Below are 23,210 nucleotides of genomic sequence, written 5' to 3'. Positions count from 1 at the left end.
CTCCGAGAGTGAACCGGATGTAACAAGAGCGGCGGCAATGGCGCAGCGCCCGCGATCGATACATTTCGTTTGTTTCTAATGGTCCGCACAGGCTGAACCTTTAAAGACAGGTCGAAAAGCATTGACGCAGGCGTTGGTCTTGCGCACCGCTCTAACCACAACCACCAAAGCGGCTGCGGAGACGAATCGGAACGATTACTTGCTCAGGTGGGCGCTGACGTAGTCAATCGCTTGCTGAACAGTGGTGATCTTCTCAGCTTCTTCGTCCGGGATCTCGCATTCGAATTCTTCTTCGAGTGCCATCACCAGCTCAACGGTGTCGAGGGAGTCGGCGCCGAGATCGTTCACGAAGGACGATTCGATTTTGACGTCGGTTTCCGGTACGCCAAGTTGCTCAGCAACGATTTTCTTCACGCGCTGTTCGATGTTTTCCATGGGTTTAGCCAAGCCTTTCTAAGATTCGGAAAAAAGCGTCCGCATTCTACCAAAAAAACGGGCTACGCCAAGCGCATCCGGAGGTATTTGATGAAAATGCACACGCTATACGGTTGAAAACTACTTATATTCTCCGGATCGCACGTCAAACCGATGCGCTCCGGCAAGAATCAATTCATGTACATCCCGCCGTTCACGTGCAGTGTATTGCCCGTGACGTAGCCAGCTTTGTCGCTGGCAAGGAATGCTACAGCATCTGCGATATCCTGGGGATCACCCAAGCGACCCAGAGCAATGCTTTCTACCAGTTTTGCCTTTTGTTCCTCCGGCAAAACCTTGGTCATGTCTGTATCGATAAACCCCGGCGCCACCGCATTGACGGTTACACCGCGGCTGCCGATCTCGCGCGCCAGCGATTTGGTAAAGCCAAACAACGCCGCTTTGGCCGCCGAATAGTTGGTCTGCCCCGGGTTACCCGTGGCACCGACTACCGAAGCGATATTTACAATACGGCCCCAGCGCGCCTTCATCATGCCACGAATAACGGCTTTTGAAAGCTGATATACCGGCTTCAAGTTGGTTGCCATAATGGCATCCCACTCGTCATCCTTCATGCGCATCAACAGGTTATCGCGAGTAATGCCCGCATTGTTGACCAGGATTGTAATTGCGCCAAATTCTTTTTCGATTTGCGATACCAATGCCTCGCACGCGCCGTCTTCTGTCACCTGCAAACGCAAGCCCTGACCTTTGGCACCGGCTTCTTTCAGATATGCGGTAATCGCTTCTGCGCCGCTATCTGATGTTGCAGTACCCAGCACCGTAGCACCTTGCTGTGCCAGTTCCAGTGCAATCGCCTTGCCGATCCCGCGCGAAGCGCCGGTTACCAGTGCAATTTTGCCTTCCAGACTCATGATTGGGCCCTTCCTGATTCGTTTTCTTTGAATTCTTTGTAATTTATAGCGCAGTGCGCAGTGCGTCGAACGCAGCCGGATCGGTCAGCGCAAATTGCTGACCATCGCTGGCAATCCGCTTGCCAAGACCTGCCAGCACCTTGCCTGGACCACATTCGGCAAACACCGTGACGCCATCTGCCGATATGGACTGGACAGTCTCAACCCAACGCACCGGTTTGTACAACTGCCGAACCAACGCATCTTTGATCTGCGCAATATCGGAGTATGACGTTACATCAGCATTGTGGATGACTGGAATTTTTGGTGTTGCCAAAGCCAGCGTATTGAGCCTGGCTTTGAGTTGTTCTGCTGCAGGTTGCATCAGATCGCAATGCGAAGGCACCGAAACCGGCAGCAACATGGCGCGTTTGGCGCCCTTGGCCTTGCAGACCTCACATGCGCGTTCAACCGCAGCCTTCGAACCGGCGATTACTACCTGGCCTGGGGAATTGAAGTTGACGGCCTGCACCACGTCACCTTGCGCTGCTTCGGCGCAAGCTTCAATGATCGCGGCATCATCCAGCCCCAGTACGGCAGCCATGGCGCCCTCACCTGCTGGCACAGCGGCCTGCATGGCTTCGGCGCGCAAACGCACCAATTGCAAGGCATCGCCAAACGAAATTGCTTCAGCAGCGACCAGAGCCGAGTATTCACCCAAGCTATGGCCAGCCAGCACGTCCGGCACGCGGCCACCTGATGCCAGCCATGCGCGCCACACAGCAACGCCAGCGGTCAGCATGACCGGCTGGGTATTAATGGTGGCATTCAACGTTTCAGCCGGGCCATCAACAACCATTTGCCAGAGGTCCTGGCCCAATATGCCAGACGCTTCATCAAAAGTGGCTTTCACGACCGGAACATCGGCCCAGGCGTTCATCATGCCCACGGCTTGCGAGCCCTGGCCAGGAAATACAAATGCCAGCTTCATGCGAGTTCTCCTTGCTTCAGGCTAGACTCAGAATTGTGGCAGTCTGGCCTGACTAATTCAAATGAGCGTTTGAAAAAACAAACGGCGCATTTTGCGCCGTTTTGCTTAGTACTTGATCAGCGCGGAGCCCCAGGCAAAACCGCCGCCGATGCCTTCGAGCATCAGCGTCTGTCCTCGCTTGATCGATCCGGAGCGGATACCTTCATCCAGCGCCAGCGGAATCGATGCCGCCGAGGTGTTGCCATGGCGTTCTACCGTCACAATGACCTGATCCATCGACAGATGCAGATGCTTGGCGGTGGATTCGATAATGCGCAGGTTGGCTTGATGCGGCACCAGCCAATCTATATCTGTGGCCTGCATGCCAGCGGCTTCGAGCGTTTCATGAGCGATATCAGCCAGTGCACGCACAGCAAATTTGAACACCGCATTGCCTTCCATATAAATATATGGATTACCAGCGATCTGTCCCTGCTGCATCCGCGCGTCGGTTTTCAGGATCGAACGATAACGACCGTCCGCCTTGAGTTTGGTCTGCAAAATACCGGGTTCTTCGCTGGCCTGGAGCACAACCGCACCGGCGCCATCGCCAAACAGGATGCAGGTGCCGCGATCATTCCAGTCAACGATATTCGAGAGCGTTTCTGCGCCAACAACTACGGCGCACTTGGCAGCGCCCGTCTGCACAAACTTGTCGGCAGTGGCCAGCGCGTAAATGAAGCCGGAACAAACCGCCTGAACATCAAATGCGGGAAAGCCGTGCACGCCCAGCTTGTCTTGCAAAATACATGCAGTCGACGGAAACACGCTGTCTGGCGTGGTGGTAGCGACGATCAGCAGATCGACTTCTTCCCGCGTCACACCAGCCGCTTCAAGCGCGCGTTCTACCGCTTTGAGTGCCAAGTCAGAGGTAGTCTCGCCTTCTGCAGCAATGCGACGTTCGCGAATACCGGTGCGCGAAACAATCCATTCATCGCTGGTCTCAACTTTTTGCGCCAGTTCGTGATTGGTCAGCGTTTTGGCCGGCAGGTATGAACCTGTGCCGGCAATGCGCGAATACATGAGTTTTTCTCCTGGCAAGTGCATATTGGCTGCTAGCTTCGATCAGGCAGCGGGCGCATCTGGAATCACTTCCGACACGTCGGGCCGCGCAGCCAGCAATTCAAGCTCTTGCTGTACTTGTTCAGCAATGCGTTGCGTCACACCGGCACGGGCTTCTTCCACGGCCTGAGACAGCGCCCAGTAGAACGCCATACGATCAGCGCCGCCATGGCTTTTTACCACAATGCCATTTAAACCCAGCAGCGATGCGCCGTTATAACGACGTGGATCAACGCGTTTTTTGAAGCGGGACAAGACCGGCCATGCCAGTCCGGCCAGCAAACGAGACCACCAGTTACGCAAGAATTCTTCGCGCAGCTGCTCGGCGATCATCTTGGCCAGACCTTCCGATGTTTTCAGTGCCACATTACCGGTGAAGCCGTCGCAGACAATAACGTCGACCGCACCAGTGTAAATATCGTTGCCTTCCACATTACCGTGAAAATTCAGGTTGGAACGGCGTAACAGCTCGGCGGCCTCTTTGACCACCTCGTTGCCTTTGATTTCTTCTTCACCAATATTGAGCAGCCCAACCAACGGACGCCCTTTCTGGCGCGTGGCTTCAACCAGCATCGCGCCCATAATGGCGAACTGAACCAGGTGCTGCGGGGTGCAATCAACGTTCGCCCCCAAATCCAGCACACAGGTGTAGGTGTTTTTGCGCGTAGGCAGCATTTTGGCAATGGCCGGGCGATCAATACCTTTGATCGTCTTGAGCACAAAGCGTGCGGTAGCCATCAGCGCGCCAGTATTGCCTGCCGAAACACAGGCATTGGCACCACCGGATTTCACCAGATTAATCGCTACCCGCATGGAAGAATCTTTCTTGTTCTTCAATGCCGATTGCGGAGATTCGTCCATAGTGACCACTTCCGTGGCGGCCTGGATGCGCAAGCGCGGGCCCACCGTACGGCGGCGAACTTTCAGTTCGGCCTCAATGGCATCGGCAACACCAACCAGCACCACGTTCACATCCGGGTGATCGTCCAGGAACCGGAGCACCGCGGGCACAGTGACGTGCGTGCCATGGTCACCGCCCATAGCGTCGACAGCAACAGTAATATCCATCAGCTTTGCGAGTCGCTTATCCAGAATGGCGAACGGCGCAAGCAGGAATCCCCGCTTGCGCCGTTGTCATAACCATATGGTTATAAAGGGTTTTCACCCGAAGCGAATTATTCGCCCTTAGCCTTGATCACACGACGGCCCTTGTAGAAACCGTTCGGGCTGATGTGGTGGCGCAGGTGAACTTCACCAGTGGTGGCTTCAACAGCCAGAGCAGGTGCAGTCAGGAAGTCGTGTGCGCGATGCATGCCGCGCTTGGACGGGGATTTTTTATTCTGTTGAACAGCCATGTTGGGTACTCCTTGAAAACCAGTTATGTATTTAACAATTCAACGGACGACTCTGAAAGCACATCCGGCTTGCGGTCTCGTCCGTTATTCCGCTTTCCTGGTTTTCAAACCAGCCAGGACAGCAAACGGATTCACTTTCTTGCCTGCCTCGGTTACACCATCCACACCGCCGCATGTTTCATGCATAGGCGAAAACGGCACCGCAAGCAGGACTTCTTCTTCGACCAGCGCTTCTACATCCAGCGCCGGATCGACCAGAATTCCTTCCAGCTCTTCATCTTGCTCTTCAGCTTCGTCGAGCTTTGCTTCATCAGTGAACTGCGTCAGCAAGGTTTCAGAGGCAAATGGCCAATCCATTGGCTTGAGGCAGCGCTGGCAAACCAGTCGCAAATTGCCTTTTACCACCAGACTCAACCAGGGACGCTCGAGCTTGTCGACCCCACCTTGCAGTTCCCAGTCCACAACACCAGTCTGGTCTGCGAGCTGATCGTGCAATCGCGCCATGCTTGATAATGCTATGGCGCCGGAGAGTTCCCGCTGCTCAAGCGCGAATTCTGCGCTATCGATCACTTTCATGGCCAAGGCCGTCGGAGCTAAGAAACCGCGCATGATATAATCTGCCACACCTTTCTGTCAAAGGCTTTTTAAGCCAGACCACAAGAATTTCCTATGCAAAAACAAGCCCTTCCAGCCAGACAATTGGTACTGGCTTCCACATCCGTTTATCGCCGCGAACTGCTGGCACGCTTGGGAGTACCGTTTGAAACGGCCGCACCCCATGTCGATGAAACGCCATTACGAGCCGAAACAGCCGCGCAAACCAGCTTGCGACTGGCGATTGCCAAAGCGCAAGCACTCGGCACCCAATTTGCCGATGCATTGCTGATTGGCTCTGACCAGGTCGCGCTACTGGACGGTGAGCAACTGGGCAAACCCGGCAATCACGAGCGTGCGGTTGCCCAGTTAAGCCTGATGCGTGGTCGCACTGTAGAGTTTCACACGGCCCTGGCGCTACACGACACCCGCACCGGCCAGACCCGCACTGCTACCGACATTACCCGCGTCACATTGCGAAATTACAACGACGCGCAGATTGAACACTATCTGCGCCGCGATCAACCCTACGACTGCGCTGGTAGCGCCAAAGTCGAAAGCCTGGGAATCGCGATGATCGCCGCAGTTGAGTCCACCGACCCCACCGCTCTGATCGGCCTGCCATTGATTGCCTTATGCAGCTTGCTGCAAGAGGCCGGTGTAGAGGTTGTATGAATTCCGGAACGCTCTATTTGATCCCGGTACCACTGGGTGAAGACTCCCTCACGTCGGTCATTCCGCCAGACGTGCAGTCCACGGCGCGGCAACTGACCCACTTCATCGTCGAAGCCCCCAAAACCGCGCGGGCGATGCTCAAATGGTTTGGTACGCCACATGAACTGCGCAGTATGTGGATGGCCGAACTCAACGAGCACACGCAGGAGAAAGAACTCTCTACGCTACTGGAACCGTTGCTGGCCGGTCATGACGTGGGCCTGATGTCTGAAGCTGGCTGCCCTGGTGTGGCAGACCCCGGCGCCAATCTGGTCCGGCTTGCTCATACTCGCGGCATCAAGGTCGCGCCGCTGGTGGGCCCGTCGTCCATTTTGCTGGCCTTGATGGCCAGCGGCGCCAATGGCCAGAAGTTTCGCTTCAACGGTTATCTGCCCGCCGATGCCACCGCCCGCATTGAGGCGATCCGCAAGCTGGAACAGGATTCGCTCAAGCTCAAGCAGGCCGAAATCTTTATCGAAACGCCTTACCGCAACGGCGCGCTATTCGACAGCCTGCTGGCCGCCTGCCGCCCGCAAACCCTGCTCACGGTAGCGCGTGATCTGACCACCGCCAACGAGCTGACCGCCACCCGCGAAATTGCGCAGTGGAAGCGAGAGGACGCGCCTGACCTGCATAAGCGCCCCACCGTGTTTGTGCTGTATGCCGGATAATCGGTCGCGCTGAAAAACAAAAAGCCCGCAGCAAACGCTACGGGCTTTTTGTTCCATATTCTGGTGCCGACAGAGAGACTCGAACTCTCACGACCGCAGTCACTACCCCCTCAAGATAGCGTGTCTACCAATTCCACCATGTCGGCTCTGTGCATCCCCAGCGGGAAGCAAGAGGCGGCATTCTAGCGACAAGCCATGCACTTGTCCAGCAACCGGGCACACGCGGCGCGTACCAAGCAAAAATCACGGCCATGGTCAAAAATGTTAACTTATCCAATCCAGTAATTGCGAACCCCTAGACCCGAGCATGACCGACCCGCTACGCGAGAAACTCGCCGCCTGGAATTTTGAAAATCGCTACCCGGAGAAACTGGCCGAACAGTTTCCACGCATCCTCAACCGGATCGTCGAGTTGTGGGGCACACCGGGCATGCAGGCTTATTTTGACGATCTCTTGATCATGGACCGGCATGATCGTCAGGGCTTTCCACCCGATATCGGGGCGGAACTGATGTCTGTGGCGTTTGCTCATGACCAGATCATGAATCAACAAGAAACCGCCACCCACGACATCTGGGAGCACGTGCGCGAAGAAGTCGAGAGCCAACTGCGAGAACTTGGCTTTCAGGCAACGCCACGGGATTTCCAGCGCGCCATTACGCAGGGCAATACAGCCGCCGTGTTGCTGTTTATCGGCGCAGGCGTTGAGGTTAACGGTATTGACGACGTTGGCTGGACGCCGCTGATCCGCGCCTGCTTTGAAGGCAACAGCGAAATGGCGCTCGTGCTGATCAAGCATGGCGCAGACATTCATGTAAGAGACCGTGACGGCTACAGCCCCTTGCATTGGGCATCGCTCAACGGGCATGAAGAAGTTATCCAGTTACTGCTCGATCGCAGCGTCAACGTCAACAGCGAGAGCAATCAAGGATTTACCCCGCTGATCCAGGCGGCCAGTTGTGGGCACGAACGCGTGGTCAGGCAATTGATCGGCGCAGGCGCGATTATCAATACCTCCACCAAAGAAGGCTGGACGGCGCTACACAAGGCGGTGGCAAATGGCCATCTGCAAACCAGCGTTGCGTTACTGGATCTGGGCGCCGACGCCACCGCCCGCCATATGGATGGCACCACGCCGCTTTCATTGGCCTTGAATAGTGGCAACAAAGCGCTCGCCGGACTGCTCAACCTGGGCGCCAGTCTGCAAGCCAGGCAGCGACAACGCCAGCGCGGCTAAGTTGACGACAAAGCAAGCGGCGGCGCGGCGGCGCTACAACCGGATCCGTCCCCGGCAGATATCCCGGAACATCGCCCAGTCACCCATAAAACTGTAGAGTGGATAACTGAAAGTAGCGGGCCGGTTATGCTCGAAGAAGAAATGACCGATCCATGCGCAACCGTAGCCGCTCGCCAATCCCGCCAGCAGCCAACCCCAGCCATGCCCGCTTAGCAACATGGCCAGACAAAACAACACGCCCAGCGATCCGGCAAAATGCAGACGGCGGCATACCGTGTTGCGATGTTCACTCAGATAAAACGGGTAGAACGAAGCAAAATCGGGATAGCGGGAAGACATCAATGGCTCCGGCGGCAAACGACATAGCCGATTGATACCGCGCCCGGCGCTCGGATTCAATATGCACCGCAGCATGACAGCCAAGGTGAGCGTTGTGATCACCACCCGCAAATAAAAAGAGGCACACCGTAGTGCGCCTCTTCTCTCATCAGCAAACCTCAATCCTGAGCGCTTAACCCAGCCACTGGCGCGCGTTGCGGAACATGCGCATCCACGGGCTATCTTCACCCCAACCGGCCGGATGCCACGACATCTGCAGCGTGCGGTATACGCGTTCCGGGTGCGGCATCATGATACTGAAGCGACCGTTAGCGGTGGTAACGCCTGCAATGCCTTGCGGGCTGCCGTTCGGGTTGAGCGGATAAACCTCGGTCGGCTTGCCATGGCTATCGACATAACGCATTGCCACAATCGACTTGCCGATATCGCCTTGCTGGCTGTAGTTCGCGAAGCCTTCGCCGTGCGAGACCACCACCGGAATTTGCGAACCGGCCATGCCACCGAAGAACAGCGACGGTGAGTCAGTCAGCTCAGCCATCACCAGTCGTGCTTCAAATTGCTCGGAACGATTACGCGTGAACTTCGGCCACGCTTCGGCACCCGGAATGATGCCGGACAGATTGGCCATCATCTGGCAGCCGTTACACACGCCCAAGCCGAAGGTATCAGCGCGATTGAAGAACGCTTCAAACTCTTCGCGCGCCCGAGCGTTGAACAGAATGCTCTTGGCCCAACCCTCACCGGCGCCCAGTACGTCGCCGTAAGAGAAGCCACCGCAAGCGGCGATACCCTGGAAGTCTGCCAGCGAGATACGGCCAGAGATGACGTCGCTCATATGCACGTCAACTGACTTGAAGCCAGCGCGGTCAAACGCTGCAGCCATTTCCACCTGGCCATTCACGCCCTGTTCACGCAGCACGGCAATCGCCGGGCGCACGCCAGTGGAGATAAACGGCGCGGCAATGTCTTGTGCCGGTTCAAAGCTCAACTTGGCGAACAGCCCCTTGTCTTGCTTGTCGCCGATGCGGGCGAATTCCGAATCGGCACCCACCGGGTTATCGCGCAGACGCTGAATCTGGTAGCTGGTTTCGGACCAGGCTTTTTGCAATTCAACGCGCGATTCATCCAGCACGAGACGATTGCGTTTTTTGATCTTCAAGCGATCGTCATTATTGAGCGTGCCGACCACGTGCAGTTCACTACGAATGCCGACATTGCTGAAAGCGGCGATCACGGCGGCGGTGTCGCTGCGCTTCACTTGCAGCACGGCGCCCAGCTCTTCGTTGAACAACACGCCCATCACCCGACCATTTTCTTCGCGAGCGATGCTTTCCGGTGTTTGTTCGTCTTCTTCACGCGCACGGCGACGACGTTCGATACAGGCTTCGTCGATTTCCAGCGTCACGCCAACGTGGCTGGCAAACATCATTTCCGCCACCGTGGTGATCAGGCCGCCATCGGAACGATCGTGATAAGCCAGAATGCGACCTTCGTCGTTCAGCTTTTGCACGGTCTCGAAGAATGCCTTGAGCCGTTCGGTGCTGACCACATCCGGCGCCCACTGGCCAACCTGGTTGTACACCTGTGCCAGCGCCGAACCACCCAGGCGACACTTGCCATCGCCCAGATCGACCAGGATCAGGTCGCTTTCGAGTTCGGTCTTCAGTTGCGGAGTAAGCGTCTTGCGCACGTCAGTGACCGGCGCAAAGGCGGAGATGATCAGCGACAGCGGCGAGATCACTTCTTTCTTCGCCCCATCGTCTTGCCACACCGTCTTCATCGACAACGAATCTTTACCCACCGGAATGCTGATACCCAGATCGCGGCACAGATCCATACCAACCGCTTTCACGGTGTCGTACAGATTGGCGTCTTCACCAGTGTGCCCAGCAGCGGCCATCCAGTTGGCGGAGAGCTTCACGTCGCCCAGCTTGGCGATTGGTGCAGCAGCCAGGTTGGTCAGTGCCTCGCCCACGGCCATGCGGCCAGATGCCGGGCCCGACAGCAGCGCCAGCGGCGTGCGCTCGCCCATGCTCATGGCTTCGCCCAGCACGGTGTTGTAACCCATGGCGGTAACGGCAACGTCGGCAACCGGGGTTTGCCACGGGCCGACCATCTGGTCACGCGCGGTCATGCCGCCAACGGAACGATCGCCAATGGTGATCAGGAACGACTTATTCGCCACGGTCGGCAGACGCAGCACGCGGTAAGTGGCTTCTTTCAGTTCAAGGATGGAAGAGTCGAACAACTGGCCTTGCACTGCGACGCGCTTCACGTCACGTGTCATCTTGGGCGGCTTGCCCAGCAACACGTCCATCGGCATATCGACCGGGTCGTTGCCAAAGTGCGCATCGGCCACTACCAGTTTCTTCTCGGCAGTCGCGCGGCCAACCACGGCAAACGGGCAACGCTCGCGTTCGCACATGGCTTCAAAGGCCAACAGGCTTTCCGGAGCAATCGCCAGCACGTAACGTTCTTGCGATTCGTTCGACCAGATTTCCCGCGGCGCCATGCCGCTTTCTTCAACCGGCACCTTGCGCAGATCAAACACCGCGCCGCGGTCAGAACCATCGACCAGTTCCGGGAAGGCGTTAGAGATACCACCAGCGCCCACGTCATGGATCGACAACACCGGGTTGTTTTCACCGAGTTGCCAACAGCGGTCGATCACTTCTTGCGCGCGACGCTGGATTTCAGGATTGCCACGTTGTACCGAGTCAAAGTCCAGATCAGCCGCGTTGGCACCCGTCGCCATCGAGCTGGCTGCACCGCCGCCCATGCCGATCAACATGCCAGGGCCACCCAACTGGATCAGCAAGCTGCCGTCCGGGATGTCGTTCTTACCAATGTGGATGGCCGAGATATTGCCCAAGCCGCCCGCCAGCATGATCGGCTTGTGGTAACCGCGGCGCTCGCCTTGCCAGTTTTCTTCAAACGTACGGAAGTAACCCGCCAGGTTGGGACGACCGAATTCATTGTTGAACGCAGCGGCACCAATCGGGCCTTCGATCATGATTTGCAGCGGCGAGGCAATGCGCTCCGGCTTGCCGTATTGCTCACCTTCCCACGGCTGGATGGCGCCGGGGATATTCAGGTTGGAAACGGTAAAGCCCGACAAACCGGCCTTGGGCTTGGAGCCGCGACCAGTAGCGCCCTCGTCACGAATTTCACCGCCCGAGCCGGTTGCTGCGCCGGGGAAAGGCGAGATTGCGGTGGGGTGATTGTGGGTTTCCACCTTCATCAGAATATGGGTGGACTGCTGGTCGTAACTGTATTCGGCACTACCCGGCTGCGGGAAGAAGCGACCAATTTCAGCGCCTTCGATTACCGAAGAGTTGTCGTTGTAGGCAACGACGGTGCCTTCCGGGTGCGCTTTGTGGGTTTCGCGGATCATGCCGAATAGCGAGTGCGATTGCTTCTCGCCATCAATGATGAACTCGGCATTGAAAATTTTGTGGCGGCAGTGTTCCGAGTTGGCCTGCGCGAACATGGTCAGTTCGGCATCGGTCGGATTGCGCTTGAGTTTCTGGTAGCTCTCGACCAGGTAATCGATTTCATCGGCCGACATGGCAAAGCCGAATTCGATATTGGCTTTGTCCAGCGCATCGCGCCCACCGCCGAGGATATCCACACTCATAAACGGCTTGGGTTCGAAATGGCGGAACAATTCGTTGCCGGCATCCAGCGTCTCGAACACTTGTTCGGTCATGCGGTCATGAATCAGTGGCAGCAGCAGGTTCTTTTCGCCAGTGGACAACGGCTGGCCGTTTTTACTGGCGTACACCGCAATCCCGCGCTCGATGCGGGAGATTTTTTCCAGCCCAGTATGGTGCAGGATATCCGATGCTTTGGAGGACCATGGCGAGATGGTGCCCAGACGCGGCAACACCAGCAGCAGTGCGCCGACCGCCTTGGCTGGCGTGGCCGGATCGCCATAATGCAGCACCCGTTCCAGCGTGGATTTCTCAGTATCGTTCAGCGCTGAGCTTACTTCGGCGAAGTGCCAGTATTCGGCGTAAATGTCCGCCGTTATACCTTGCTCGACCAACGCAGCCTGGAGTTTTTCGACACGGAACGTGGAGAGCGCAGCACCGCCGCGCAGCTTGAGGACATCTGCCATGTGGGTTTAGGGCCTGTTAACACTTATTACACAACTGCGTTTGGGGCAGTTCGGGATGGCGCGTTGGGCCGCGAAATGTGCTGTGGTGTGCACACCACAAGCATTTCGCGGCACGGCGATCCGCCCGAAACACCCCAAACCCGAAGGGCTGGGCCAGAAAAAGGCCATTCACTGTGTTGTACTTCTTGGCAATAACCGGTTATTGCCTGCCTCCTACGTCTTGTGCCTGGCCTTTTTCTGACCCAGCGCAGTCGCGTAATAAGCGTTAACCGGCCCTACTCTGATTTGCCAGAGTAAACAAAGGCGTAATGATACCCAAAAATTACCCTTCCCGCCGCCCCGACAGTCCGCCAGACCGCGTATTCACTGTCACAAAACCCGCATGTGGTATCTCTGTCAGCCCCAAAAACCCGTGAAATGCCGGTTTTTCAGCTGTAAGGCATACTACGTAGACAGCAACTGGCTTACAGTTCTTTGCCGGTATTGCCCGGTGCTGCACAACCGATCGGGCAAAACGCCTATGCTGCGCAAACCATAAAAGCAAAAACCAAACACCCCCTCAATGGAACCGTCGAGGAGACGAAACATGACCCGACCCACAGGCGCACAGCTCAAACTCAAATGGGAATGCATTACCAACCATCATGAGGGCGACAACTTTCTAGCTGAGCTTACCCTCACCAACCATTCCGCCACGCCGCTCTCCGGGAGCGACTGGGCGCTGTACTTCAATACCTGCCGCAAGATTCATCCAGATTCAGTGGGTGGTGGCGTCGCCATCAGCCAGATCAACGGTGACCTGTGGAAGCTGGTGCCGACCGCTGAGTTTGGTGCCCTGGCCGCAGGCGAATCGCGCAAGATTGGCTACAAAGGCATGTTCTGGGTGATCCAGGAAACCGACGCGCCGCTGGGCTTTTACGTGGTTTATGACGATGGCACTCCGGCCGCAACCGCCCAGGCGATTGGCGATCCGGAAATCGTTCCGTTCACCAGCCCGGAACAGCGCAACCGTAGCCTGAGCGACAAGGTAGAACCCGTTACCGCCGCCACCCGCTACGCCGACAACAAAGACTTGAGCCTGCTGCCTGCTGCGCAAGTTGGCCAGATCACTCCTACTCCACAGGCGCAAGTCAGCGGCCACGGCCAGTTTGTGATCGATGCACAAACATTGATCGTGCACTCTGCTGAACTGACGTCAGAAGCCGCATTCCTGCAGCAAAGCCTGGCCGATCTGGGAGTCACCCCGGCCCGCGCAGCGCAAGGCAAAGGCATTGTGCTGCAACTGGGCAAAGTGACTCTCCCGCATGCCACCGGCAATAGCGACGAAGCCTACGAACTGGAAGTTACCGCTGCTGGCATCAGCATTACCGGCGTGACCGCACATGGCGTGTTCAACGGCATTCAGAGTCTGCGCCAGTTGCTGCCCGTAGCTGCGTGGCTGAACGAGCAGCCAACGCTAGCCGTCGCTGCGGTGAAAGTCACCGACGCCCCACGCTTTGCCTATCGCGGCATGCATCTGGACGTGGGCCGCAACTTCTCCAGCAAAACCACCGTGCTGCGTTTGCTGGAAGTGATGGCGCTGTACAAGCTCAACAAGTTCCACTTTCACGTCACCGACGATGAAGGCTGGCGCGTGGAAATCCCGACGCTGCCGGAACTGACCGAGATTGGCTCCAAGCGCGGCTTCACGCTGGATGAAACCGACAATCTGGTGCCATGTTTCGGCTCTGGCGCCGAAGTCGAAGGTTCGCACGGCACCGGCTATTACACTCGCGCTGACTTTATCGAAATTCTGCGCTTTGCCACCGAACGCCATATCGAAGTCATCCCTGAGTTCGACGTGCCTGGCCATGCCCGCGCTGCCATCAAAGCCATGAATGTGCGTTACACGCGCCTGCTGGCTGAAGGTCGCGTCAACGAAGCCGAAGAATATTTGCTGGCGGATTTTGACGATCAGTCCAAATACGAATCCGTGCAGTTGTGGAACGACAACGTCATCTGCATTGCCAAAGAATCGTGCTATCGCTTTATCGAAACCGTGGTGTCGGATATCGAAGCCATGTTTATCGAAGCGGGCGCGCCATTCAAAGCGCTGCATACCGGCGGCGACGAGATTCCGCACGGCGCTTGGGAAGGCTCGCCGATTTGCCAGGCATTCATGGCCGACAAGGGCATGAAGACCATCCAGGAACTGCAGGATTACTTCCTGAGCCGCTTCCGCGACATCCTCACGCGCCACAACCTGGCGGTTGCAGGCTGGGAAGAAATCGCGCTGATCAAAGAACACCAACCGGACGGCAGCCACAAACTGGCACCGAATCCCAAGTTCAAAGACGCCAACTTCCGCCCATACATCTGGAACAACGTCTGGGGCTGGGGCCAGGAAGATATCGCCTATCAACTGGCCAATGCCGGTTACAAGGTCGTGCTCTCCAACGTCACCGACTTGTACTTTGACCTGGCCTACGCCAAAGACCCGGCAGAGCCTGGCTATTACTGGGGCGGTTTTATCGAGACGCGCAAGCCATTCTGGTTTTGCCCGCTGGATATCTACACCACCGCTACGGTGAACCTGTTTGGCCACCCGCTGGACCGCGCCGCGCTGGATAAAATGGCGCGCCTGACCGAAACCGGCGTGCAGAACGTGCTGGGTATTCAAGGTCAGGTCTGGGGTGAAAACGCCCGCAATCCGGGTCGTGTGGAATATCTGACTTGCCCACGCATCATCGCCTTGGCGGAACGTGCCTGGGCACAAGATCCGGGCTGGACCTTTATCGCCGATGCCGACCAGCGCAACGCCAAAATGGCTACCGACTGGAACGAGTTCGCCAACCGCCTGGGTCAGCGCGAGCTGCCACGGCTGGATGGCTTCCTCGGCGGCTACGGTTATCGCATCCCGTTGCCGGGCGCGATTGTGGAAGGCGGCAAGCTGCTGGCCAACATCAGCGCGCCGGGCCTCACCGTCCGCTACACCACCGACGGCAGCGAGCCAGATGCAAGCTCGGCGGTTTACAGCGGCGCCATCGCGGCCAAGGGCACGGTCAAGCTCGCCAGCTTCAGCCACACCAACCGCAAGAGCCGTACAGTAAGCGTGGATGTATAACCGGCCTGAGGTTTGCAGCTGCAACAGAAACCCCGCGCAATGCGGGGTTTTTCTTTTCCGGTATCGCATCTTGGCGCGAGCTACACCTTCAAGCTACGATGCCCATATCGATCTCCTGCCAAGTCACTCTCATGCCTAATCTCACCCTGCAATACACCGCCAATCTGACGGACCAGTTTGTTCCCACCGAATTACTGAGCCGCCTGCATGGCGCATTTGCCGCGACCGGCCAGTTTGCCATGAATGACGTGAAGGGGCGCGTGATCCGGCTGGATCAGTTTCAGGTGGGTTTGAACGAGGCGCCGGATAAGTCCTTCGTACACGTCATCGTCGCCACCATGACGACACGCAGCGAAGCACTGAAGAAAGAATTGGGACAAGCGTTACTGGAAGAGCTCAAAAAGACTTTCCGCGACAAATTTGATGCCGAAGCTTGCCAGCTGCGGGTCGAGATCGTGCCGATTGATCCGGCGTTTTATTTTGCCGGTTGATGCTCACCAGCGTATGTGCACGCAACGTGCAAGCACAGGAGTCCGGATTTAGCTGCTCGCGAAAATCCGGGAAACGAGATCAGTGGTCCGATTCAATGCGGCCCGCGCAAGCCTTGCTGCAACTGCAACAACGCCTCAACCTCCGCCATCCGGCGGCGCGTCATCACCGCGGCTTGAGCGAACAACTTGCCATCGTCCGTGAGCAAGGCGCGCAGGCAGTGGTCATAAATCGGACCAGGCCGCTGCCAACTGGTCACTAGCCCGCCATCCTGCAATTCCACCACATCCGCATTACCGCGCCGATCCAGACTGACGATGCGGCCATCGCGTAAATGAATACGCCACCCTTTTTGCCCACCCTGCGGGCCAGCGTACTTATCCAGCCAGATATCGAGCGGTATGCCGCTGATTTGCCCCTGCAGATGAGCGGAGCCTTCGGCAGTCTGGGTATCGCCACGCTCGATTGGCTGGCCAAGGCGATCCTGAGCGGCAACCAGTCGCAACTCCAGACTGTCATCACCACCGAGCTGGCTCACGATCTCACGCAGCAGCGCCAGCACATGCGTGCCCGTATCCAGAATCACGCCATCCGGGTGGCGTAGCTGGCGAGTGTCGGGCGCGCCGGTGGCGAAGTTCAGCGCGATGGATTCACCTTGGTCATTGAACCCGCTGGGCTCTTGCAAAAAGCCTTCGATATGCGTCACGTCAGCCAGCCGCAGCTGTGGTTTGATTGACGATGAAATGTCTGCGGATATCCAGCCTGATGAGTCAGTACCGGTGGCCGGCAAAGCACTGCTGCGCGCCATCCAGTGATCCAGCGCCAGCACGCGGGGGGCGGTGTTGGTTTGCGCCAGCAATGTTTTGAGATGTGCCATTTGCGCGAGGCTGGCCACCACCGGTTTTTCAACCACAATGCGCTGAACCGGCGAAGCGAGGGCTTGCTCCAGCGCCGCCAGATGCTGGGTAGATGAAGTGGTGACGAACACCATATCCAGCGGTTTTGCCAGCAAGTCCGCCAGGCTGGCACAGCGCATCACGCCACCCGGCTGGCGCAGCTGATCAATATCAAAACCATAACACTGCAAGTCAGGCATGCCGGAGCGCTGCAGCGCTGGCAAGTACGCCGTTTCGACCACTGCCCCCAAACCAATCAAGCCGATCTGCATGTGAACTCCCGCCAATCTCAGGTGAAGATTCTTCTTTCTATCATGCCTGCGCGCAGCCCACCGCTGGCCGTCCGAAAAAATGGCCAGGCAATATTTAGAGGCATCGCCATCGCATAAAAAAACCCGCCACATGGGCGGGTTTTCATCGTGCTGAATATCTCACTTCGGGCGCAATCAACCGCCGAAGAAATCCTTCACCTTGTCCATAAACGACTTGGCACGCGGATTATGCTTGGCCGGTTCGCCTTGGCTGATCTGCTCGAATTCACGCATCAGTTCTTTCTGGCGTGGCGTCAAATTCACCGGGGTTTCCAGCATGACGTGGCACATCAAATCGCCCTGCACCGAGCTACGCACGCCCTTGATGCCCTTGCCGCGCAAACGGAATACCTGACCGGATTGCGTACCGGCCGGGATCGAAATCCGCGCCTTGCCATCCAGTGTCGGAATCTCGATCTCGCCACCCAAGGCTGCCGCAGAGATGCTGATCGGCATTTCGCAATGCAGATCGTTGCCTTCACGCTCGAATACGCTGTGTGCCTTGATGTGGATCACCACATACAAATCACCATGCGGGCCGCCGTTAACGCCCGGCTCGCCTTCGCCAGTCAAACGGATGCGGTCGCCCTCATCCACGCCGGACGGAATCTTCACCGCTAGCGTCTTGGTGGTCTGCACGCGGCCGGTGCCATGACAGTTGCGGCATGGGTCCGGAATGTACTTGCCGCTGCCGTGGCATGTCGGGCAGGTTTGCTGGATCGAGAAGAAGCCTTGCGATACGCGCACCTGGCCCTGGCCATTACACGTGTGGCAGGTCTTGGCTTCAGTACCTGGCTTGGCGCCGGAACCGCGACAGACATCGCATTCGTCGTGTGCCGGAATCTTGATCTGCCGCTCAACACCGCGAGCCGCTTCTTCCAGCGTGATTTCCATGTTGTAGCGCAGGTCAGAACCGCGATACACATTGCTGCGACCACCACGCCCGCCGCCGCCCTGGCCACCACCGAAGATATCGCCAAAGATATCCGAGAACGCATCAGCAAAACCGCCGCCGCCAAAGCCACCACCACCGCCCATACCGGCTTGCGGATCTACACCGGCGTGACCGTATTGGTCATACGCTGCGCGCTTCTGCCCGTCAGAGAGGATTTCGTACGCCTCTTTGATTTCCTTGAACTTTTCTTCGGATTCTTTGCTGTCCGGATTACGGTCCGGATGGTATTTCATCGCGAGTTTGCGATAAGCCTTTTTGATGTCATCGTCCGAAGCATCGCGATTGACACCCAATGATTCGTAAAAATCTTTTTTTGACATTGCTTTCTCTCGCTAAACAAGAAAGGCACGGACGCCGATTCAACGACGCCGTGCCCCGATGCGGTTTATCTCAGCCGCGACTTACTTGTTGTCTTTCACTTCGGTGTATTCAGCATCGACCACGTTGCCGTCGTCTTTACCGGCATCGGCTTGCGCGCCTGCACCAGCCGCGCCCGCTGCACCGGCGTCACCACCTTGTGCCGCGTACATTTGCTCGGCCAGTTTGTGGCTGGCTTGCATCAAGGTGTTGGACTTGGCATCAATGGCTTCTTTGTCGTCGCCCTTGATGACTTCTTCCAGATCCTTGATCGCAGCTTCGATTGCGGTCTTTTCTTCAGCCGAAACCTTGTCACCAAAGTCGGTCAGCGATTTCTTCACCTGGTGAATCAGGCCGTCGGCGCTGTTCTTGGCATCAACCAGTTCACGCACCTTCTTGTCTTCTTCAGCGTGGGCTTCAGCATCTTTCACCATTTGCTGGATTTCGTCTTCCGACAGACCCGAGTTCGCCTTGATGGTGATCTTGTTTTCTTTGCCGGTGGCCTTGTCCTTGGCGGACACATGCAAGATGCCGTTGGCGTCGATATCAAAAATCACTTCAATTTGTGGCGTGCCACGCGGTGCCGACGGGATACCTTCCAGGTTGAACTGGCCCAGGCTCTTGTTGGCCGACGCCATTTCGCGCTCGCCTTGCAGCACATGAATGGTCACGGCGCTCTGATTATCATCGGCAGTCGAGAACACTTGCGATGCCTTGGTCGGAATCGTGGTGTTCTTCTGGATCAGCTTGGTCATCACGCTACCCAGGGTTTCAATGCCCAGCGACAGCGGCGACACATCCAGCAGCAGCACGTCTTTACGATCGCCCGACAACACGGCGCCCTGAATCGCAGCGCCAACAGCAACGGCTTCGTCCGGGTTCACGTCACGACGTGGGTCTTTGCCGAAGAACTCTTTAACCTTGTCCAGCACCTTGGGCATACGGGTTTGGCCGCCGACCAGGATCACGTCGTCGATGTCGGTGATTTTCAGACCGGCATCTTTCAGTGCCACGCGGCAAGGCTCAATCGAACGCTCGATCAGGTCATCAACCAGGCTTTCGAACTTGGCGCGGGTGATTTTCAGCGTCAAGTGCTTCGGACCAGTTGCATCCATGGTCACGTACGGCAGGTTGATTTCAGTCTGCGCAGTGGACGAGAGTTCGATCTTGGCTTTTTCTGCCGCTTCTTTCAGGCGTTGCAGCGCCATCACGTCTTGCTTCAGATTGATGCCGGTGTCTTTCTGGAACTCACCAATGATGTAATCAATGATGCGTTGGTCGAAGTCTTCACCGCCCAGGAACGTGTCGCCGTTGGTGGCCAGCACTTCAAACTGCTTGTCGCCATCGACATCTGCAATTTCGATGATCGAGATATCGAACGTACCGCCGCCCAGGTCATATACGGCAATCTTGCGATCGCCCTTTTCGTTCTTGTCCAGTCCAAAGGCCAAAGCAGCAGCGGTCGGCTCGTTGATGATGCGCTTTACATCTAGACCGGCAATGCGGCCCGCATCTTTGGTGGCTTGGCGCTGGCTGTCGTTGAAGTAGGCCGGTACGGTAATCACGGCTTCTGTCACTTCTTCGCCCAGATAGTCTTCGGCGGTTTTCTTCATCTTGCGCAGCACGTCGGCCGAGATTTGCGGCGGTGCCATTTTGTTGCCACGTACTTCAACCCATGCGTCGCCATTGTCGGCCTTGACGATGGAATAAGGCATCAGGTCGATGTCTTTCTGAACTTCTTTCTCGCCGAACTTGCGGCCAATCAGACGCTTCACTGCGTACAGCGTATTGCGCGGGTTGGTTACGGCCTGACGTTTGGCCGGTGCGCCAACCAGGGTCTCGCCATCTTCTTGATAAGCGATGATCGAAGGCGTAGTGCGTGCGCCTTCTGCGTTTTCGATCACTTTAGGCTGACCGTTTTCGATCACAGCCACACACGAGTTCGTCGTACCCAGGTCAATACCAATGATTTTTGCCATATTCGTAATCCTTTCAATGCTTTTGTAGTGCCACCGCACCGGGCGATGGCAGCCAATATAAATAACCTTGATGCAGATGTGGGGATGTACACGGCGTTTTCAAGAGAAACACCAGGGAACCATTTTTGCTCCCGGCAATCCATGCGCCCCGCATTACCACCTGATCATTGTTTATTTCGGAGCGGACACCACGACCATGGCCGGGCGGATCACGCGGCCAGACAACTCATAGCCCTTTTGCATGACTTGCACCACGGTGTTCGCCTCAACGTCCGACGGTGCCACCGAAATGGCCTGATGCTTGTTCGGGTCGAGCTTTTCGCCCAGCGGGTTGATCTCTTGCAGATCAACCTTTTCAAACGCCGCAATCAGTTGCTTGTTGGTCAGATCAACGCCGACCTTCAAGCCTTCAAACGAGCCAGACTGATCGGCCATCGCCATTTCCAGCGAATCTTTCACCGCCAACAGTTCGCGGGCGAAACGCTCAATCGCAAACTTGCGGGTTTTTTCGTTTTCTTCGGCGGCACGACGACGGATGTTCTCGGCTTCGGCACGCACGTACAGCACGTCCTGACGGGCTTTATCCAGCTCGGCCAGCAACTCGGCCAGATTGGTGTCCAGTTGCGCGCCATCTTGTGCAGCTTCGGTGGCGGCGCCTGCTTCTACTTCCTGCAGATTTTCCGGATTCGGTTGATTTTGATTTTCACCTGACATTGCAAACCTCCATAACGATGCAGCGAGAAATGGGGATGACCCCACCCATTTCAAGGGTATTCATCCGGGCGGCCGGTTTTCCTGAGCAATTAACCTGGCCAGAATTTTCTCAAACCGGACGAAAGCCTCGCAAGAACGCCATATCGCAGCGGCCTTGTCGTGGTTTCGTCCAGTTTGCCGCCCGGAAAAAAACATTCGAAAACATTCAGATTGGTATGAGCCAGCAATCCGGGGCGGGCAGAGATTAACCAGGCTGGTGCGCGTAGACAATCCATATGCGCCATTTCGCTCGCCAGACGGTACGCCCAGCCTGATTGCGCCCCTGTTTCAGCCCGAAAATGTGGTTTTTTTATGTTGCGCCGCAACGACACGACGGGCGGGCAATATCAGCTAAAACGTAGCAGCCGACTGTTTATTCAGGACGCTTTGCATTTCAAATTCCGCCCCTGGGGCAATCCCCAATATGTAGTAATAAAAATCGGACTACATTTGATGCTGCAACGCAATATTTCTGCGTAAAGCACCTCTGCAAAATATTTCAACCTGGCTGCAAAGCCAATATTACAGCGGGAGAACGCCATGACCACTCGTGAACAACGTATTGCTCAACTGGAACAAGATTGGCGAGAAAACCCGCGCTGGAAAGGCGTTACGCGGCCCTACACGGCTGCTGATGTTGAAAGACTGCGTGGCTCACTACAAGTCGAGCACACGCTGGCCCGTACCGGCGCCAACAAATTGTGGAAACTGCTCCACGAAACACCATACGTCAACGCGCTGGGCGCGCTGACCGGCAACCAGGCCATGCAGCAAGTCAAAGCAGGCCTGAAAGCCATCTATCTCTCAGGTTGGCAAGTCGCCGCCGACGCCAATCTGGGTAGCGAAATGTATCCGGATCAGTCGCTTTACCCAGCGAACTCGGTCCCGCAAGTCGTGCGTCGCATCAACAATACCCTGCAACGCGCCGATCAGATTTCGCATTCCGAAGGCGACGATAGCCTGGATTGGTTTGCCCCGATTGTGGCCGATGCCGAAGCCGGCTTTGGCGGCGTGCTAAACGCACATGAACTGATGAAGGGCATGATCGAAGCCGGCGCTGCCGGTGTGCACTTTGAAGACCAACTGGCCTCGGTCAAGAAATGCGGCCACATGGGCGGCAAGGTGCTGGTGCCAACGCGTGAAGCCGTTGAAAAACTGGTGGCTGCACGTCTGGCTGCAGATGTCATGGGCGTGCCGACCATTCTGGTTGCTCGCACCGACGCTGAAGCTGCCGATTTGCTGACCAGCGATGTGGACCCCAACGATCAACCATTCTGCACTGGCGAACGCACTCCAGAAGGCTTTTACCGGACCAAACCCGGTCTGGAACAAGCCATCAGCCGTGGTCTGGCCTACGCGCCGTACTGCGATCTGATCTGGTGCGAAACCGGCAAGCCGGACCTGGAATACGCCCGCAAATTTGCTCAGGCTATCCACGCCAAGTTCCCGGGCAAGCTGTTGTCGTATAACTGCTCACCGTCTTTTAACTGGAAGAAAAACCTGGACGACGCCACCATCGCGACGTTCCAGCAAGAGCTGGGCAAACTGGGCTACAAGTTCCAGTTTATTACCCTGGCTGGCTTCCATTCACTGAACTACGGTATGTTCAACCTGGCCCACGGTTATGCCCGCACCGGCATGAGCGCGTTTGTAGAACTGCAACAAGCCGAATTCGCCGCCGCCGATCGTGGCTTCACCGCCGTGAAGCATCAGCGCGAAGTGGGCACTGGCTACTTTGATGCCGTGACACAAACCATCCAGCAAGGCCAGTCCTCCACCACCGCGCTCAAGGGCTCGACAGAGGAAGAACAGTTTCACTGAGGTTCGATGTGTTGATGTAGTAGTACTGCAGTTCTTGTCTTCACGCATTAACAAGCCGCCCTGTCTGGGGCGGCTTTTTTTTGGGCGGGAAACGGG

19 protein-coding genes and 1 tRNA gene are annotated in these 23,210 nt (G+C 56.8%); 6 read left to right on the top strand and 14 right to left on the bottom strand.

What is annotated here, in order from left to right; all coding sequences use genetic code 11:
* Window positions 1-195: 195 nt before the first annotated feature.
* The 7 genes from acpP to P4L78_RS05170 all read right to left on the bottom strand — a co-directional run bounded on the left by acpP (window position 196) and on the right by P4L78_RS05170 (window position 5,384).
* Window positions 196-435 carry an acyl carrier protein gene (acpP, locus tag P4L78_RS05200; protein WP_184099651.1) on the bottom strand — a complete coding sequence of 80 codons (240 nt, stop codon included), beginning with the start codon at window positions 433-435 and terminating at the stop codon, window positions 196-198.
* A 170-nt stretch (window positions 436-605) separates the two neighbouring features.
* Window positions 606-1,349, bottom strand: coding sequence for a 3-oxoacyl-ACP reductase FabG (gene fabG / locus P4L78_RS05195; RefSeq protein WP_283148325.1), 744 nt, complete (start codon window positions 1,347-1,349; stop codon window positions 606-608).
* A gap of 43 nt (window positions 1,350-1,392) precedes the next feature.
* On the bottom strand, window positions 1,393-2,319 hold the full coding sequence (fabD, locus tag P4L78_RS05190; protein WP_309327157.1) for an ACP S-malonyltransferase: 927 nt from the start codon (window positions 2,317-2,319) through the stop codon (window positions 1,393-1,395).
* 105 nt (window positions 2,320-2,424) lie between these two features.
* Window positions 2,425-3,405 carry a beta-ketoacyl-ACP synthase III gene (locus tag P4L78_RS05185; RefSeq protein ID WP_283148323.1) on the bottom strand — a complete coding sequence of 327 codons (981 nt, stop codon included), beginning with the start codon at window positions 3,403-3,405 and terminating at the stop codon, window positions 2,425-2,427.
* A gap of 18 nt (window positions 3,406-3,423) precedes the next feature.
* On the bottom strand, window positions 3,424-4,488 hold the full coding sequence (plsX, locus tag P4L78_RS05180; RefSeq protein WP_283148322.1) for a phosphate acyltransferase PlsX: 1,065 nt from the start codon (window positions 4,486-4,488) through the stop codon (window positions 3,424-3,426).
* 107 nt (window positions 4,489-4,595) lie between these two features.
* Complete coding sequence (gene rpmF / locus P4L78_RS05175) at window positions 4,596-4,775, bottom strand: 50S ribosomal protein L32 (protein ID WP_283148321.1); 180 nt, start codon at window positions 4,773-4,775, stop codon at window positions 4,596-4,598.
* A gap of 84 nt (window positions 4,776-4,859) precedes the next feature.
* Window positions 4,860-5,384, bottom strand: a complete 525-nt coding sequence (locus tag P4L78_RS05170) for a DUF177 domain-containing protein (protein ID WP_283148320.1) — start codon at window positions 5,382-5,384, stop codon at window positions 4,860-4,862.
* Window positions 5,385-5,444: 60 nt separating this feature from the next.
* Between P4L78_RS05170 and P4L78_RS05165 the strand changes: the two genes are divergently transcribed.
* Entirely contained in the window at window positions 5,445-6,044 is a 600-nt protein-coding gene (locus tag P4L78_RS05165) for a Maf family nucleotide pyrophosphatase (RefSeq protein ID WP_283148319.1), read from the top strand.
* Window positions 6,041-6,754 carry an SAM-dependent methyltransferase gene (locus P4L78_RS05160; protein ID WP_309327156.1) on the top strand — a complete coding sequence of 238 codons (714 nt, stop codon included), beginning with the start codon at window positions 6,041-6,043 and terminating at the stop codon, window positions 6,752-6,754. The genes P4L78_RS05165 and P4L78_RS05160 overlap by 4 nt, the downstream gene beginning before the upstream one ends.
* A 61-nt stretch (window positions 6,755-6,815) precedes the next feature.
* Here P4L78_RS05160 and P4L78_RS05155 read toward each other — a convergent pair.
* A tRNA-Leu gene (locus P4L78_RS05155) sits at window positions 6,816-6,900 on the bottom strand.
* 161 nt (window positions 6,901-7,061) lie between these two features.
* On the opposite strand from P4L78_RS05155, the gene P4L78_RS05150 reads away from it, so the two are divergent.
* Window positions 7,062-7,991 (top strand): ankyrin repeat domain-containing protein, encoded by a 930-nt coding sequence (locus P4L78_RS05150; RefSeq protein ID WP_283148317.1) that lies wholly within the window; start codon window positions 7,062-7,064, stop codon window positions 7,989-7,991.
* A 33-nt stretch (window positions 7,992-8,024) separates the two neighbouring features.
* On the opposite strand, the gene P4L78_RS05145 is transcribed toward P4L78_RS05150, so the two are convergent.
* Complete coding sequence (locus P4L78_RS05145) at window positions 8,025-8,330, bottom strand: DUF962 domain-containing protein (RefSeq protein WP_283148316.1); 306 nt, start codon at window positions 8,328-8,330, stop codon at window positions 8,025-8,027.
* A 172-nt stretch (window positions 8,331-8,502) separates the two neighbouring features.
* Window positions 8,503-12,450 carry a phosphoribosylformylglycinamidine synthase gene (gene purL / locus P4L78_RS05140; RefSeq protein ID WP_309327155.1) on the bottom strand — a complete coding sequence of 1,316 codons (3,948 nt, stop codon included), beginning with the start codon at window positions 12,448-12,450 and terminating at the stop codon, window positions 8,503-8,505.
* A gap of 586 nt (window positions 12,451-13,036) precedes the next feature.
* Here purL and P4L78_RS05135 point away from each other — a divergent pair.
* Together P4L78_RS05135 and P4L78_RS05130 are read left to right on the top strand one after the other, a co-directional pair.
* Window positions 13,037-15,553 carry a family 20 glycosylhydrolase gene (locus P4L78_RS05135; RefSeq protein ID WP_309327154.1) on the top strand — a complete coding sequence of 839 codons (2,517 nt, stop codon included), beginning with the start codon at window positions 13,037-13,039 and terminating at the stop codon, window positions 15,551-15,553.
* Window positions 15,554-15,684: 131 nt separating this feature from the next.
* Entirely contained in the window at window positions 15,685-16,044 is a 360-nt protein-coding gene (locus tag P4L78_RS05130) for a 5-carboxymethyl-2-hydroxymuconate Delta-isomerase (protein WP_309327153.1), read from the top strand.
* 92 nt (window positions 16,045-16,136) lie between these two features.
* Here the strand turns inward: P4L78_RS05130 and P4L78_RS05125 are convergent, their stop codons facing one another.
* From P4L78_RS05125 to grpE, 4 genes are all read right to left on the bottom strand, one after another.
* Complete coding sequence (locus P4L78_RS05125) at window positions 16,137-17,210, bottom strand: Gfo/Idh/MocA family oxidoreductase (RefSeq protein ID WP_309327151.1); 1,074 nt, start codon at window positions 17,208-17,210, stop codon at window positions 16,137-16,139.
* Window positions 17,211-17,384: 174 nt separating this feature from the next.
* Window positions 17,385-18,524 carry a molecular chaperone DnaJ gene (gene dnaJ, locus P4L78_RS05120; protein WP_283148311.1) on the bottom strand — a complete coding sequence of 380 codons (1,140 nt, stop codon included), beginning with the start codon at window positions 18,522-18,524 and terminating at the stop codon, window positions 17,385-17,387.
* 81 nt (window positions 18,525-18,605) lie between these two features.
* Window positions 18,606-20,540, bottom strand: a complete 1,935-nt coding sequence (gene dnaK, locus P4L78_RS05115) for a molecular chaperone DnaK (RefSeq protein WP_283148310.1) — start codon at window positions 20,538-20,540, stop codon at window positions 18,606-18,608.
* 171 nt (window positions 20,541-20,711) lie between these two features.
* Window positions 20,712-21,254, bottom strand: coding sequence for a nucleotide exchange factor GrpE (gene grpE / locus P4L78_RS05110; protein ID WP_283148309.1), 543 nt, complete (start codon window positions 21,252-21,254; stop codon window positions 20,712-20,714).
* A gap of 579 nt (window positions 21,255-21,833) precedes the next feature.
* Between grpE and aceA the strand changes: the two genes are divergently transcribed.
* Complete coding sequence (aceA, locus tag P4L78_RS05105) at window positions 21,834-23,114, top strand: isocitrate lyase (protein ID WP_309327150.1); 1,281 nt, start codon at window positions 21,834-21,836, stop codon at window positions 23,112-23,114.
* Window positions 23,115-23,210: the final 96 nt, after the last annotated feature.

Source organism: Silvimonas sp., from assembly GCF_031291215.1.
Lineage (GTDB): Bacteria > Pseudomonadota > Gammaproteobacteria > Burkholderiales > Chitinibacteraceae > Silvimonas > Silvimonas soli.
Note: the sequence above shows the minus strand (reverse complement) of the source record. Positions and strands in the feature narration are given on the sequence as shown.

Coding starts and splice junctions, on each gene's coding strand:
- acpP (WP_184099651.1), bottom strand. CDS start 435: ATGGAAAACATCGAACAGCGCGTGAAGAAAATCGTTGCTGAGCAACTT.
- fabG (WP_283148325.1), bottom strand. CDS start 1,349: ATGAGTCTGGAAGGCAAAATTGCACTGGTAACCGGCGCTTCGCGCGGG.
- fabD (WP_309327157.1), bottom strand. CDS start 2,319: ATGAAGCTGGCATTTGTATTTCCTGGCCAGGGCTCGCAAGCCGTGGGC.
- P4L78_RS05185 (WP_283148323.1), bottom strand. CDS start 3,405: ATGCACTTGCCAGGAGAAAAACTCATGTATTCGCGCATTGCCGGCACA.
- plsX (WP_283148322.1), bottom strand. CDS start 4,488: ATGGATATTACTGTTGCTGTCGACGCTATGGGCGGTGACCATGGCACG.
- rpmF (WP_283148321.1), bottom strand. CDS start 4,775: ATGGCTGTTCAACAGAATAAAAAATCCCCGTCCAAGCGCGGCATGCAT.
- P4L78_RS05170 (WP_283148320.1), bottom strand. CDS start 5,384: ATGCGCGGTTTCTTAGCTCCGACGGCCTTGGCCATGAAAGTGATCGAT.
- P4L78_RS05165 (WP_283148319.1), top strand. CDS start 5,445: ATGCAAAAACAAGCCCTTCCAGCCAGACAATTGGTACTGGCTTCCACA.
- P4L78_RS05160 (WP_309327156.1), top strand. CDS start 6,041: ATGAATTCCGGAACGCTCTATTTGATCCCGGTACCACTGGGTGAAGAC.
- P4L78_RS05150 (WP_283148317.1), top strand. CDS start 7,062: ATGACCGACCCGCTACGCGAGAAACTCGCCGCCTGGAATTTTGAAAAT.
- P4L78_RS05145 (WP_283148316.1), bottom strand. CDS start 8,330: ATGTCTTCCCGCTATCCCGATTTTGCTTCGTTCTACCCGTTTTATCTG.
- purL (WP_309327155.1), bottom strand. CDS start 12,450: ATGGCAGATGTCCTCAAGCTGCGCGGCGGTGCTGCGCTCTCCACGTTC.
- P4L78_RS05135 (WP_309327154.1), top strand. CDS start 13,037: ATGACCCGACCCACAGGCGCACAGCTCAAACTCAAATGGGAATGCATT.
- P4L78_RS05130 (WP_309327153.1), top strand. CDS start 15,685: ATGCCTAATCTCACCCTGCAATACACCGCCAATCTGACGGACCAGTTT.
- P4L78_RS05125 (WP_309327151.1), bottom strand. CDS start 17,210: ATGCAGATCGGCTTGATTGGTTTGGGGGCAGTGGTCGAAACGGCGTAC.
- dnaJ (WP_283148311.1), bottom strand. CDS start 18,524: ATGTCAAAAAAAGATTTTTACGAATCATTGGGTGTCAATCGCGATGCT.
- dnaK (WP_283148310.1), bottom strand. CDS start 20,540: ATGGCAAAAATCATTGGTATTGACCTGGGTACGACGAACTCGTGTGTG.
- grpE (WP_283148309.1), bottom strand. CDS start 21,254: ATGTCAGGTGAAAATCAAAATCAACCGAATCCGGAAAATCTGCAGGAA.
- aceA (WP_309327150.1), top strand. CDS start 21,834: ATGACCACTCGTGAACAACGTATTGCTCAACTGGAACAAGATTGGCGA.